Source organism: Cyanobium sp. BA5m-10, from assembly GCF_024346255.1.
Classification (GTDB): domain Bacteria; phylum Cyanobacteriota; class Cyanobacteriia; order PCC-6307; family Cyanobiaceae; genus Cyanobium_A; species Cyanobium_A usitatum.
In genome coordinates this window covers 1-12,566 of the sequence record NZ_JAGQCP010000060.1, presented here as the reverse complement: position 1 = coordinate 12,566, position 12,566 = coordinate 1, and the positions used below count along the sequence as shown (strand labels likewise).

General features: G+C 59.8%; 17 protein-coding genes. 11 read left to right on the top strand and 6 right to left on the bottom strand.

Annotated elements, in window-relative coordinates; translation table 11 throughout:
• Positions 1 to 378: 378 nt before the first annotated feature.
• The 5 genes from KBY85_RS14185 to KBY85_RS14165 all read left to right on the top strand — a co-directional run bounded on the left by KBY85_RS14185 (position 379) and on the right by KBY85_RS14165 (position 2,475).
• Positions 379 to 1,443, top strand: a complete 1,065-nt coding sequence (locus tag KBY85_RS14185) for a DUF4912 domain-containing protein (protein ID WP_254962109.1) — start codon at positions 379 to 381, stop codon at positions 1,441 to 1,443.
• Between the two features lie 91 nt (positions 1,444 to 1,534).
• Positions 1,535 to 1,726, top strand: coding sequence for a hypothetical protein (locus tag KBY85_RS14180; protein ID WP_254962108.1), 192 nt, complete (start codon positions 1,535 to 1,537; stop codon positions 1,724 to 1,726).
• The gene (locus KBY85_RS14175) at positions 1,708 to 1,923 is read left to right on the top strand and encodes a Nif11-like leader peptide family natural product precursor (RefSeq protein ID WP_254962110.1); all 216 of its coding nucleotides are present in this window, start codon (positions 1,708 to 1,710) and stop codon (positions 1,921 to 1,923) included. The genes KBY85_RS14180 and KBY85_RS14175 overlap by 19 nt, the downstream gene beginning before the upstream one ends.
• Positions 1,924 to 1,976: 53 nt before the next feature.
• Positions 1,977 to 2,213: a hypothetical protein gene (locus KBY85_RS14170; RefSeq protein WP_254962106.1), complete on the top strand. Its 237-nt coding sequence runs from the start codon at positions 1,977 to 1,979 to the stop codon at positions 2,211 to 2,213.
• Positions 2,214 to 2,274: 61 nt separating this feature from the next.
• A complete protein-coding gene (locus KBY85_RS14165; RefSeq protein ID WP_254962105.1) occupies positions 2,275 to 2,475 on the top strand; it encodes a hypothetical protein in 201 nt (66 codons plus the stop codon).
• A 1-nt stretch (position 2,476) separates the two neighbouring features.
• Here KBY85_RS14165 and KBY85_RS14160 read toward each other — a convergent pair whose 3' ends face one another.
• Complete coding sequence (locus tag KBY85_RS14160) at positions 2,477 to 2,776, bottom strand: 2Fe-2S iron-sulfur cluster-binding protein (RefSeq protein WP_254962104.1); 300 nt, start codon at positions 2,774 to 2,776, stop codon at positions 2,477 to 2,479.
• Between the two features lie 101 nt (positions 2,777 to 2,877).
• Here KBY85_RS14160 and KBY85_RS14155 point away from each other — a divergent pair, with 101 nt between their 5' ends.
• The 3 genes from KBY85_RS14155 (at position 2,878) to KBY85_RS14145 (ending at position 4,375) form a co-directional block, all read left to right on the top strand.
• A complete protein-coding gene (locus KBY85_RS14155; protein ID WP_254962103.1) occupies positions 2,878 to 3,015 on the top strand; it encodes a hypothetical protein in 138 nt (45 codons plus the stop codon).
• Positions 3,016 to 3,336: 321 nt separating this feature from the next.
• On the top strand, positions 3,337 to 4,080 hold the full coding sequence (locus KBY85_RS14150; protein WP_254962102.1) for a C39 family peptidase: 744 nt from the start codon (positions 3,337 to 3,339) through the stop codon (positions 4,078 to 4,080).
• Positions 4,040 to 4,375 carry a hypothetical protein gene (locus KBY85_RS14145; RefSeq protein WP_254962111.1) on the top strand — a complete coding sequence of 112 codons (336 nt, stop codon included), beginning with the start codon at positions 4,040 to 4,042 and terminating at the stop codon, positions 4,373 to 4,375. The genes KBY85_RS14150 and KBY85_RS14145 overlap by 41 nt, the downstream gene beginning before the upstream one ends.
• A gap of 140 nt (positions 4,376 to 4,515) precedes the next feature.
• Here KBY85_RS14145 and KBY85_RS14140 read toward each other — a convergent pair whose 3' ends face one another.
• Together KBY85_RS14140 and KBY85_RS14135 are read right to left on the bottom strand one after the other, a co-directional pair.
• Positions 4,516 to 4,797 carry a hypothetical protein gene (locus KBY85_RS14140; protein WP_254962101.1) on the bottom strand — a complete coding sequence of 94 codons (282 nt, stop codon included), beginning with the start codon at positions 4,795 to 4,797 and terminating at the stop codon, positions 4,516 to 4,518.
• 17 nt (positions 4,798 to 4,814) lie between these two features.
• Positions 4,815 to 5,681, bottom strand: a complete 867-nt coding sequence (locus tag KBY85_RS14135; protein WP_254962100.1) for a hypothetical protein — start codon at positions 5,679 to 5,681, stop codon at positions 4,815 to 4,817.
• Between the two features lie 1,277 nt (positions 5,682 to 6,958).
• Between KBY85_RS14135 and KBY85_RS14130 the strand changes: the two genes are divergently transcribed.
• The 3 genes from KBY85_RS14130 (at position 6,959) to KBY85_RS14120 (ending at position 9,580) form a co-directional block, all read left to right on the top strand.
• Complete coding sequence (locus KBY85_RS14130; protein ID WP_254962099.1) at positions 6,959 to 7,621, top strand: hypothetical protein; 663 nt, start codon at positions 6,959 to 6,961, stop codon at positions 7,619 to 7,621.
• 396 nt (positions 7,622 to 8,017) lie between these two features.
• On the top strand, positions 8,018 to 8,857 hold the full coding sequence (locus tag KBY85_RS14125; protein WP_254962098.1) for a hypothetical protein: 840 nt from the start codon (positions 8,018 to 8,020) through the stop codon (positions 8,855 to 8,857).
• Between the two features lie 582 nt (positions 8,858 to 9,439).
• A complete protein-coding gene (locus KBY85_RS14120) occupies positions 9,440 to 9,580 on the top strand; it encodes a hypothetical protein (protein ID WP_254962097.1) in 141 nt (46 codons plus the stop codon).
• 719 nt (positions 9,581 to 10,299) lie between these two features.
• Here KBY85_RS14120 and KBY85_RS14115 read toward each other — a convergent pair.
• The 3 genes from KBY85_RS14115 to KBY85_RS14105 are packed head-to-tail and all read right to left on the bottom strand — an operon-like array spanning position 10,300 to position 12,400.
• Positions 10,300 to 10,890 carry a hypothetical protein gene (locus KBY85_RS14115; protein ID WP_254962096.1) on the bottom strand — a complete coding sequence of 197 codons (591 nt, stop codon included), beginning with the start codon at positions 10,888 to 10,890 and terminating at the stop codon, positions 10,300 to 10,302.
• On the bottom strand, positions 10,890 to 11,423 hold the full coding sequence (locus tag KBY85_RS14110) for a hypothetical protein (protein WP_254962095.1): 534 nt from the start codon (positions 11,421 to 11,423) through the stop codon (positions 10,890 to 10,892). The genes KBY85_RS14115 and KBY85_RS14110 overlap by 1 nt, the downstream gene beginning before the upstream one ends.
• The gene (locus KBY85_RS14105; RefSeq protein WP_254962094.1) at positions 11,420 to 12,400 is read right to left on the bottom strand and encodes a DUF4055 domain-containing protein; all 981 of its coding nucleotides are present in this window, start codon (positions 12,398 to 12,400) and stop codon (positions 11,420 to 11,422) included. The genes KBY85_RS14110 and KBY85_RS14105 overlap by 4 nt, the downstream gene beginning before the upstream one ends.
• Positions 12,401 to 12,566 lie beyond the last annotated feature (166 nt).

The window sequence follows — 12,566 nt, the reverse complement described above, 5'->3', positions numbered from 1 at the left end:
ATGCGCATCGCCTTGCAATAGAGGGGGTACTGGGCTTCCAGTTCCCCAACGCTCAGGCTAGAAGCGGCCATCCCAACTCCTGGAGTGGTGCTCAACCATCCAAGTTGAGTCCGGGCCCGTGTCGGAGTGGACCCTTACAAGCGTTCATAGATCGGGCCTTCTTTTGTGTTTGCGTCCGCTTATCCAGCAAGACGCCAAGCGAGGCCTTCCTGGCGCCCCCAGAAGCGATGGATGGCGCCCTCAACTGCTCAAGGACCGTTGGCGGAGCAGGCAGCTGGCGCTTTCCAGAGGCAGCTGGTGTGATCCCCGTCTGCTGACAGAGTCGCCGCCAGCCGGGCGACTGCTGCGATTATTTCGGAATGTGAAGGATTGCGATCTATGGCCTCCGCTCCGCGCACCAGTCCATCCTTTCTGGATCAAACCCTGGCCCAGCTGCGCGAGCTGGCCAAGCGCCTCGGGGTGCGCAGCTACACCAACCTGGCCAAGACAGAGCTACTGGAGGTGCTGGCCCAAGTAGAAGCCCATCCTGCTGCTCCCAGCAGCCCAGCTGCCACCACAACACCGCAGGCTCCGATCACTACCCAGGTGACGTTCCTGCCTCGCGATCCCCAGTGGGCCTACGTGTTCTGGAGCATCAGCGCCGCTGATCAAGCCCGTGCCGTCGCCGCTGGCGGCCAGCAGCTCTGCCTGCGGGTGGCCGATGTCACGGGTCTGCAGCACGGGGCATCCCATCCCCATGCTCTGCAGGAGCTAGTGGTTCCGGCGAACGCCACGGAGTGGTATCTGCCGGTACCACTGAGCGATCGCGATTACCGCGTGGAGCTCGGCTACCGACTCGGCGCCGCTGGCTGGCTGAAGCTGGCAGTGTCATCTGTGGCGCGGGTGCCGGCCGAGGGCCCCAGCCCGGTGGTGGCGGATGTCTTTGTGCCCTTCTCGTTGGACGGTCCGATCGGACCGGTCAGTCAACCGTTGGGTGGCGGCGGCGCCGGTGTGGAGCATGAGCGCCTCTATCAACTGGCAACATCCGCAAGCCCCCAGAGTCGCCGTGTCGGCTCGGAGATGCTGCATGAGCACGATTTCACGGGGGATCACGCCGGCCTGCTGCATGCCTCCGGTGTGGGCCTGTGGGCCAGCGGCCGCAACGAATCGGGCAGTGGTGTGCAGCGGCAGCGCTCCTTCTGGCTGGTGGCTGATGCCGAGCTGATTGTTTATGGGGCGACCGATCCCAGCGCCAGCCTGTTCATCGGTGATGCGCCGGTGCCGCTGAGCAGTGATGGCACCTTCCGGGTGCAGGTGCCCTTCCGCGATGGCCAGCAGGTGTATCCAATCCGCGCTGTCGCCGCCGATGGCGAGCAGGAACGCTCGATTCGCATGGAGTTTCAGCGCAGCACACCAGAGGCACAGGTGAACAGCCGAGAAGAGGCTCAGCTCGCTTGGTTCTGAGCCAGCCGGGCCTGCGATTGCCCCTGTTTGGGGGCATCGCCAATCGTCCAGTGGAAGGAGACTGAATCCAGCGACAACCCGGAGGTCTGCCATGACGGACTCCCATCCCCTCAGCGGCTCCAGCAGCTGTCTGGGCAGCACCTGCCGCAAGTGGGGCTCTGACGGCGAACTCACTCCATTGGATCTGAGCCTGGTGCTTGAGCGACTGGCCCAAGTGGACCAGGAGCTGACCAGCCTGCGCCAGGGCAGCTTTGATTCCGGGCCATCTCCCTCGATCAGCTGAAGGCCTCTCTGGCCCTGATGCAGGATGACCCTGCCATGCGGCAGGCGGTGCAGACCGCTGCGACCGCTGATGATGTGGCCCTGATCGCAGGAACGCCTGGCTACGAGTTCTCCAGCGATGAATGGCTGCGCCTGTCAGGCCAGAAGGTGGGCCGGGTCACGGTGACCAAGCAGGACATTCCAGGCGAATACAACTGAGTCCGAACGGGGTGGCCGTTCCTAGGCTGGTATCACTCTGAGAAGGGGTCCCCATGGCCACCTGCGATTTGCCGGCCTCCCAGGCCGAAAATCCTTCCGCTGCAGCGTTGCACCAGCTCAAGGAGTTGCTGGAGCGCGATACCGCCTTTGCCCGGGCCCTTTGTGCCACCGAGTCCACCGAGGCGGCGGCCAAACTAGCCGCCGAGCACGGCATTGAGCTTGCGCCCGAGGCGCTCTGGCGTCATCGCGGCACCCTGGTTAGTGGCGGCTTGCCCACCTGGCGGGGCTGAGGCTGAGCTGGGGCGATCGTCCCCATCCGGGGGGATCGCTCCAGCTCCATGTGGGGTCATCGTGGCTGATACCGCTCTGGAGTCCGCCATGGCCCACAGCAACCCGTCGCCCCCAGCTGGTCCGGTGGAGGAGAGTGATCACTTTGGCGATCAGAGCTCTGTGTTCAACCAGCTGCAACGCACGCGGCAATGGGAGGCCGATGGCACCCACCTGCTCAGGGCAGCTGCTTTTCACGCCTGGGCTGCCCCGGTTGGGCAGTGACTCAGTAGAGCGACTGCTCGGCGTGGGTCTCGATTGTGCAGTCCGAAGTGGGGATGGCCACACAGGTCAGCACGAACCCTGCTGTGATCTGGTCCTCACTGAGGATGAACTGATCCTCCTGATCCACACTGCCACTGATCAGCTTTCCGGCACAGGAGGCGCAGGAAGCAGCACGGCAGGAGAATGGAAGATCAATGGCCTGCTCCGCTGCGGCATCCAAAATCGACTGGTCATCGGCGCAGTCGACTGTTTGATTGAGCCCCGCGTTGGCATTGACGAGGGTGACCTTATAGCTGGCCATGGCAGCAGGGCGGGCAAGGGAGCGGCTGCAAAGCCGGACTAAGGCACACTGGCGGAACGGAGTGATCAGACCCAGTCCCCATGTGGGGGGTTTACCCCTGCATGGGGGGCGCATTCTGCAGTGATGTCGACAACAATGTCGTGCTGATCTGTATCGGGGTCGACATGGACACGACCGTGAGCGAGCTGTTGCTGGTGGGCGTATTGCTGGCTGTGGTGTTGCTCTCTGGAAGGGTCTGAGTGCCCAGTGTCAACTACATAGGCCGCTCGCAAGCCAGAGAGAACGAGTGAGTTGCTCGCTTGAACTGGCGGTGCCGGTGGATCTCGTCCGTCACCATCCCGCGCTACTTCCGGTCAATGGAATTCCTGGGGTTCAGCCGTTAGCGGGCATCGACCTCCAGCAGCTTCTCGTCGTCGAGATTGCGCGTCAGCTGGCAGTAGTGCTTGTTGCTCTCAGGGGTGAGGCACATCATCGACCTCTCTGACCTGCTCCACTGTCTGTGGCGAAAACCACTGTGTGGATGAGCGGAACGGCAACAGCAGAGGACTGCCCTGCTGTTCATGTCCGCAACTCCGACTGCCACTCCTGCCGCCCAAGCGCCCTTCTCAGCTGAGCGCTGGCGCCAGTTCTGGGATGCCTGGAAAGCCCAGCCCCAACAACAGGAAGGCATCGAGCTGCTCCGCCAGGTCGTCATTGCGGCTGATCCGGCGATCCTTACCGAGGCCGCACCCTGGCGGCAAACCTTCTCATCGGCACCCCCGGCTCCAGAGGCCCCAGCACATGCCAATCCCCTGCCGGTGGCCTGGGAGAACCAGAACGACAACGCTTCTGGCACTGGCTACCGGGAGTGCTTCTCCAGTAGCTGCGCCATGCTCGCCCGGTACTGGGGCAAGGTCAGCTCGGACGATGATTACAACGTCATCCGTGCCAAATACGGCGACAGCACAAGTGCAGAGGCCCAACTCTCAGCGCTGCGCTCACTGGGGCTGACCGCCAACTTCGCGACCAATGGTGATCGAGCAGCTTTGGAGCAGCAGATCAACCTGGGACGGCCAGTTGCCGTGGGTTGGCTGCATCACGGTTCTGTATCTGCGCCATCAGGTGGCGGCCATTGGAGCGTGGTGATCGGTTTCACCGAGGCGGTCGCCATTCACAACGACCCCAACGGAGAAGCTGATCTAGTCGCTGGTGGTTACACCGCCAACACCAACGGCGCAGGCCAGCACTACAGCTGGAAGAACTGGCAACCCCGTTGGGAGGCTGATGGGACTGGCACCGGCTGGCTACTCACCTGCCATCCCTGAGCAGCAGGCCATGGCAGAAGCACCGCAGCCGCTGACACCACTGCCGCCACCCAGGCCACCTTTTGATCGTGAGCGCTTTGTTTTTAAGACCCTGGCGGTGGTGATCTCCGCCCAGCTGCTGGTCTACGGGCTGGCTGCCGGAATCTGCGGCCAGCGATCTATGGCTGGCCGTGCCGTCGGCCAGGTGTGCCCCGGCACGTTGGAGCAGCTGCAAGGAGGCTTTGATTCCACCCTCAACCTGCTGCTGGCGCTGTTGGGGGGAGCGGCCATTTCAAGGGTGGGGCCGCCACCTTGAACGCGAGCGGTCTTCTGCTTTCACGGCCTGGGCCGCAGCACCAGCCAAACAATCAGCAGGATGCTGCCGGTGCTCACCGCCGTAAAGATCCAGTAGGTGTAGGGCGTCCTGGGCCTTGGCCCAGGGGTTGAGTCCTGGCGTCACAGCCAGTTTCGGTAACGGCTGCGCTGGCGTCTGGCCGCTGTTCGTGCAGCAGCAGTGCCGAACTGGGGGCTGCTGCCGTCCTTGCGGCGACGCACCCAGGCCCCTTTGCGGATCAAGCGACTGTCTGCGGCATTGGCCTGGCGGGCTGAGAGGAGGGTGCCGTAACCCGCCTTATGGCGGGCATGGGCTCTAATGCGGGCCTGAGCAGCTGTGGCAGCCGGCACCACGGTGGCTGTCGAGCGGCGGCTCCAGAACACCAGGTAGTAGCGGCTGGCCATTTGCTGAACGGCTGTGCTCAGCGGCGTGGGCTGCGGCCGTTGGTGACAAAGCCAGCCCGGTAGAGCTCACTGGCACTCATCGCCTGGGGGTTGAGCACCTCGCCAAAGCCACCGCTAGCTGCTTGCGTTATTGCCAGTCCAGGTGTCCCCGTACCCATGGCACCGCGCTGCTGGAATAGGAAGCCGTAGACGGGGTGGATACGCAGCTGATCGAGGAAGTCAGCGGTGCTCAGCGGCCGGCCGTCATCGCCCAGCAGGGGCTGGCCCTGGCTGTCGAGTGGTTCGAGCACATCGACGCTGTCCTTGCTGGTGGTGAGCCGAAAGCTCTCGCCCAGCTGGCCCTTGAACACCTGAAAAAAGGTGCCGCGCCCGTCCCCGCCGGTGCGTCCTTCTGCTTCTGAGAAAGCGCGCTCCAGCAGCCGCTCCTTGCGCAACTCCTGTACGCGCTCATGGGCCGCGTCGCGTTCCGCTGCAACGGCTGCCACCTTGCGGGCGGAAGCCTCTTCCATCTGACGTTCGCGCAGTTCCACCTGCTGCTCGAGCAGTTGCTTCTGGCGTTCGGCTTGCTGAAGGCGGGCGTATTCCTCGGGATTGATCTCCGAGAAGCGGGTCAGCTGCTGGCGCAAGCCGCGCAGCTCTTTTTCGAGGTTGTTGCTGCGCCTGCGCTCGGCCTTGAGGGCATCGCCGAGGCCGTTACTAGGCTGGATCTCGCTGGCGCTGGGCTCTTCTGCATCAGCCAGAGCGATGCCGACTTGGCGATCAGCGGGTGGATAGTCAGCCGTGCTGTTGCTCTCAAGTTCAGCAGTCTCCTGGTGGTGCTGCTCAAGCAGCTCGCTGCTCTCATCAGTTGCCCTGGAGCTGTTGTGCGTTGCGGTTGTGGCCATGACCCGTCTCGGCTGTCAGTGGGAGCGGCAGCCCATCGCGGCGCTGCCATTCCCTGTTGCCGAGCTCACACTCAGCGTGGCAGTTGCAGCTGGCCTGGCCTGCTTGAGCACAAGATCTCAACCCTATTGTTCGATAAATACGTCAAGGTAATAGTCGAAGCAGATGCTCTAGGTGGTATTCACCCATTCCGCTAAACAGTAAAGGCGTAGTAAATACAGGCCAATCGATCCTGGCTTCCCATAGTTTTAAGAGCCATTAAGACGTGTCTGGCAGCGTTCAGTCTGTCTACGCACCACCATAAACGTGGCGCTGAATAGCCAAGGGATTGCATCTGCCCACATCGTTGACACTTGGAGAGCCGAATTCGCCCCTAAGCCTGCAGTGATAGCGATTAAACTTAATTCGAGCAAGGCTGCCTGCCTGGCATGTCCCCAGCGCCGCAATCTGCTTGCGGCACCCGCCATGGCGGAAGAGCACGTACACGCAACAGGTGCCACACGCTGAGAGTGGCAGCTCTTCACCACTATTGCTAAGGTATGTCGAAAGCCACTGAGTAATTGGCTAGTATCTAATTGCAGGCAATTCTAAGTTATGCCATCACTGAAATCACTGGAGTCGCTTCTAAGGCCGTCGATGCCGTGTTTTGTTGCGCTATTCGCTCTAGACGGCAGTCAGGTGTTGGCGCAAGAAGGTTATTTTAAAGATCAGTATCGCCTCCCCCCACACACCGCTTTCATTTGCAAAAGCTCCGCTGAGCAAGCACGTCTAAGAAAATATGTGGAAATAAACTACCCTAAGTATCACAAAATAAACGGTAGTGTGAATACTTGGAATGGGCAAATGGCCCCACCTTCTCCTCTTGCTGTATTGGCTGCCGTAGGCGCCGAAATTTCAAGATGGCAACGCGGATGCTTTGACTTGTGTCCAATCTTGAAACCTGTTAAACCAATTGGAAACGGCTGGTTGATGGCTGGCCAATACGGTAGCGGTCAAGAGTCTGATTGCTACGATAAATGGATCAAACTGGTCTCGCGTAGCTCAGGTCGAATCGAGGTAGAAAGTACTAACACAAGCAGGCTTAGCGAACGCCCGGCACGCGTTGAATTCTCCAGTACCCACCAAATAAAATGCTCTACGCGTGAATATTGGTCCAAAAGTACTTGGGCGCCAATCAATAGTCGTACCCTGGTGGATAAGGCAGCCAAGACATTTTGCTGAGGTTCCCCGGAATGGCCAACATGGAAATTCATTATCACAAACTAGCTAACTTCTGCTGATGCCCGACAACAACCTCACGTCTGCCTGCCTTCACAATGTCGGAGGAGCACAGCTCTTCATGTCGCCCAGTTGGAACCCAGATCAGAAAGGGGTCAAAGTACAAATTGTTGACGTTTTTTCGCTTGAGCTAGCTACTGGCTACGACAAAGACCCAACCGGAAGACTTCTTCTGAGCTCTGAACCGTCAGTGAGTGCAGGGAGAACCTGGACTCTTGCTAAAGCTTGCCAGCTTGTACGAAACGACAAGCGACCCCATCGTTGGGTGGTCCTTCATCGCCATAAGAAGGCGTGGGGGCTGTTCTGGGCCGGAGGTGGTCTCAACCAGTGCCGCGATGAACTAACCAGGCTGATGGGGGCAGATGTAGCATCTAGCGCGATAGTGCCCGCCACTCCTCAAGCCCTGCTGCAGCTCATTCTGAGCCTTGAAGAGCCAGAAGATGGGGCTGTTCTAAGCAGTAAGACTAAAAAGCAGAAGAAATCTTCCGAGGAGGAGCTGTCTCCTGATCGTGGTATGACCTTCCCGTGGAGGGCTGTTGCTCTTACCTCTGCTGTCTGGTTAAGTGCATTGATAGTGCTTGGTGTCACGCTCACAAACCAGATCCGAGGGCAAGACCAGCGGCTTCAACAGCTCATTGAGCGAATTGAATTTAAGGATAAATAACTCTCTGGAAATCCATCACAATGAACCTAGTACCACAATTTAGCCACGACAACAAGATACAAGGTGAGCGGTTGATGCTTCAAAAGAAGTTTGGCAGTCATCCAAAGAGGATTGAACTCTTCCCAGAAGGGAACGTACTATCCCATGAGGAGGGGAACTGGATTCCTCAAATTGAATATGGACAGGAGTGGGATGCTCGAATGGGGAAATGGGTCGAGCAATAATTAGTCGTTGTCATCAGTAGTCAGTGCTTACCTGATCAGCCTCTCTTGAGGCGTAGCCCCTAGTCCCTTTCTTTTCTCAACCTCGCTTAGAGCGGCCCTTTCCATAATGTCTCTAGGAGCTCGTTTCATTGCCGGCCTGCTCGGACTGGGGGCTCTCTGCGGCAGTACTGCTGTGGCCGAGGTCCTGAAGATGGACTACCAAAACAACCGCATGAGCGGTTCGTTACGCAGTGGCGCCGTGGAGGTCAACGCGCAGCAGCAGCGGCGGATCAACGAGTCCGGATCGAATGTGCTCCAGCCGGTGGCTGTCGTTCGTTTGAATGGCATCGAGGTCGGCCGGCTCGTTGGCGCCGAGAAATGGGGTGGCAGTCCAGCTGCGGTGGTTCAGATCGCAGAAATGGATCCTGAGAACCCTTACCCCGAGGTTCTGCTCTCTTCCTTCACCGGAGGTGCGCACTGCTGCAATCAGATCCAGGTGCTCACCAGCGATCGCAGCGGGCAGACCTGGCGAGAGGTGACACTCGGACCTTTCGACGGGGGTGATTCACCAGCAGAGGACCCTTTGCGAAATGGGCGCTTCCTGATCGTTGACGTTGATAACCGGTTCCTCTACCGCTTTGCTTGCTACGCATGCAGCACGGCACCCGCTCGTCTCTGGCAGCTGGAGGGAGATGCATTTGTGGATGTGTCCCATCGGCCTGAGTTCAAGCCGCTCCATCGCCGCAAACTGCAGCGCATGGCCGAATGGTTCAAACAGAAGAACCCTGAATATCCCAATGGGTTTCTGGCCGGTTACGTCGCCAATAAGGCGCTGGTGGGCGAGCTGTATGAGGGTTGGGATCGCATGACTCAGCGCTACGACTCCTCAGAGGAGGGGCTTAAGGAGTGCAAGGGTGACTTGGATGACAACGGCAAGTGCCTGGGCCGGGAAATTGTCTACAGCTCTTTCCCGGAAGCTTTACGGGCCTTTTTGATCGATACTGGTTACATCAAGCCAACTGGTGAGCAGTAAATTTTCAAAAAAATAGGCTCATGACGTCTCGACTCTGACCCCTGGCGGAGGAGGCCGCAGCTGGCTTAGCGTGGCATTAGAGCTTGCCAAAGAGTTTAATCCAGTCAATGATCATGAAATCTATTATTTCTTGATGCGTATACCGCTTTTGCTATTCGGCGCATATGCTCTTATGGCAACAGGCCATGAGGTCAGTGCTGCGCCAAAGCTTAACCCCTCGGCGCCACCAATCGATTCGTTCAGTGATTGCAAAGATAAGCAGTATCTAGAATTTGAAAGCTACAAGTCGTGCTTCCATGGTTACGAAACAGCATTGCATCATGGCTTTGGCAGACCTGTTGATGGCAATCCACGACATCTACATATCTTATGGCAACTCGACACTGCTCGCGGAAAGAATTATGACGCAATATACTACTGGTTAACGCAAAGAGTCTATGATTGCATGACTAGTAAGCGTATTTCAAGGCAGGTCTCTATTTTTATTGATAGACCTGGCATGGCTCGAAAGACTCTGCCGGTTGATGTTCAAAAATGGGACCAGGCTGAAGACGCAGAGAGGGAGCAATTTCTGGAGCAATTTTGCCCAGCGACCTCCGCGGCTGGAGCCAGCTCAAAGCTGACGATCTCGATGCCGCCAGCGCCACCGCCAGTGCCCCTGGCCCGGCCACTGCGTCCAGAAACGGCAGCTGCCCTACCGAGCCGGCCGCCGCCCCGTTTTGATGCCTCCCTCGAAGAGCTGGTGCGCGATGGGGTGGTTAGTCCGGTTGAACGGGTCCGGATTCGTTCAGGCTCCGGTACGACCCCCTTCAACGTGCCGCCCCATCAGCAGGCATGCGCAAATGGACAGCTATCCCAGCAGGAGTGCAGCAGCGGATTGGTGGTGCGCTGGCGAGGCAGAACGAACACTGTTAATGGTCCGACCACGAAACCATTAAGCCCAAGCGAGCAGGCTGTTCTTCAGCGCATTCGATCTAATAGCTACACGCCACAATGGCGTACCTATGGGCAGTGCAAATACGACTGGGCCGGGTGGAGACTGAACTCAAATGGCACACGGACTACCGCAGCTGAATGTGGGGGCTCTGCAACGCGCTTGACGGTAGGGGTGAGCTGTGATCGCCTCTTGGTTGCTGGATACACAACTGCATCGGGGTGGAGCAAGTGGAGAGAACCTGCTGGGCAGGGAAATAAGTCACGACAAGGAGAAGACGAGATGGTGGCTGCGCTCTGTGCAAACGTCTGAGTGCCGTGAGTGTTCATTCTCCCCAATGTGATCTTCGGTGAGTTGGCTCTCAACTCCTGGTGGGCTTGGGCATGCCCCAGTCAGCAGAAGAAGTCTTGGGTCATTCGTTTGCATGAGTTTGAGTGAGATGTACGGGTTTTTTAGGTTTTTGCTCCTGCTGCTGGCTGAGGTATCAAGCCGTAGCCACAACCTCCGCTCACTCCAGCCGATTCGGCTTAAGCGTGCCAAATACCCGTTCACCAATCAGCGGCTGCACCAGGCCACCAATGCCACCTGATCCGTAGCTGGCGCCGAATTCGAGCACCGTGAACAAGGTGTACTGGGCATAGGGATCGACATCCGCATCACCTGCGGCATTTAGCAGGGTTAGATCTCCAAGCCAAATTGCGCCCTCGCAGGGGGCCACAACAGTCCTACCGGCGTCGGAGACACGCCGGCCGTTCTGACTCCACTCCAGCTCCCTGCTTAGCCAGATCGCACCGGGGTTGGGCGGCAACCGGCTGGCGCGACAGATGTAGCCCTGGTAGGTGAAGTCCCCGGTCTCCACCCCCGGGCCGTTCTCCTTGGCGGAGATGTAGTTGGCCCGCTCTAGGAAGCACTCGAGGACATGGGTGGCCAACACTGCCGAGGTGGTGTCACCAGGGACAGCGTTTTCGCCCAGCAGCAACCGAGCATTGGCATAGGGCTGCAGTGGTGTTGCACCAGTCGGTGCGCTGGGCAAGCCTGCCCCCAAGGCCTGGGCATTGCGGGCATGCCTGCCGCTGGTGAACTGGCGGGGGGAGATCATCAACCCCGCAGCAAGGCCGTGCCTCCAGCTATCCCTGCGGCAGCGAAGTTGAATTTCATCCAGCTGCCTAAGCCCGGCAGGAGCAACAACAGCTGCTCGCTGTAGCGGCGGCGTTGATTTAGCAGCGCTGCGGCTGGAGAAGCAGAGTTGGCATAGACGGTCTCCCGGTCCTCCCGCAGCAACGCCGTGTCGTAGGCGATCACATCCGCCTTTTGCAGTGGTGCATCACCGGCGGCTGCCACCGAACCAGCGATTGGACCGGAGCGGCTTGTCCTCTCGATCGCATGCTCCTGCTCAATACCTCCGGCCAGCAGGTGCTTGTCAATTAAGGCCACCGCATCCAGTAGGGCCCGGGCGCTGAGCACCCCGGCCGGGTGCTGACGCTCCAGATCGGCCATGGCACGGCCGATGGCATCGAGGCAAGGCACCGTCGCCGGTAGGGCCAGGGCCTGACGAATGGCTTCGTGGTCGCTCGGTTGCCAGGCGGGCGCACCAAAAGGTTTCCCCTGCAGTCCTGACTGCGTCTGCGTCATGTCGTTGCCGGGGCAAGACCGGCTGTATCTCCCAGCCATTGCCGCAGGGCCTGCTCGCTGATGATTCCCCGCTCCTGCAGTTGCAGCATCTCGCTCACGGTTGGTTGGGGCTTGGGTGCTGGTGCAAGCGGGCTGATCTCAACCGTCAGGGCAGGGCCCTCCTGCACGGGTAGCGGTTCACCGGTAATGGCACACCAGTGCTGCAGCAGAGAAGAGAACATCGAGGCCTTTTGTATCGCCTGGCTTTGCAGCAGGGCGTAGGCCTGGGAGGCGGCCATTGAGATCTCCATCGCCGTGCGTGGTGCCCCCTGGGCAGCAGCTGGGATGAGGGCATCACGGCGCATGCCTTGATCCAGCGATTCGAGCCAGGCGCGGTTTTCAGCCAGAGACCGGGCCTGGATCTCGACGAACTGAAAGCTGGCTCCCTCCGGCAGGTCGATGACGCTGTTTGGTCCCAGCACAACCGGCTCACTGCCCTGACTGGCGCCCAAAGGTCCGCTCACGCCAGTGCGCACACCTACCGGCAGGGCGGTCCGATACAGCAGCTCCTGGTAGTCGCTCTGCCTGCAGAAATGGTTCAGGTACTGGTGCGCCAGCCCTAGGTGCGGCAGCTCCCCATTGCCAAAGGCAGAGCCGTGGCTCGCGTACCAGATGGCTGGCAGTGCGGTGAGGCCTAGGTACTGGCGTTGGTCGATCACCTGCCGCTTCCAACCTGACGGGGCCTGGCGATCTAGGACCAGCTCCTCTGTGGTGAGTTGCATGCCCACGCCGGGCTCCAGCGCCACCGTGCGGAGATGCCAGTCATCGGGAGACATCCCTTGGCGAAAGCCACCTGAAGCTTCCAGGGAGGCATCAGGTGCTCCCGCGGGCGGATTGGGCAACCGCTCCCGCCAGGTGATCGCATCAGGCAGGGCGTGGTTAGCCGGCAGGTGCCAGTTGAGAACGTCACTCCGCTCCAGCAGCAGCAAGCGGGGCAACGAGTTCCGATCGCCATTGCGCAGAGCCTGCTGCCTATCGTGTCTGCCGACAATGAAGTTGGCCGGTCGGCGACAAGCTCGTTGGCCGGTGGGGTGAGTGCTGGAGAGCCTGGTGCCGATGCGCAGGGACCAGGGGATGCCGGCACCACTGACCAGTCACCAACGC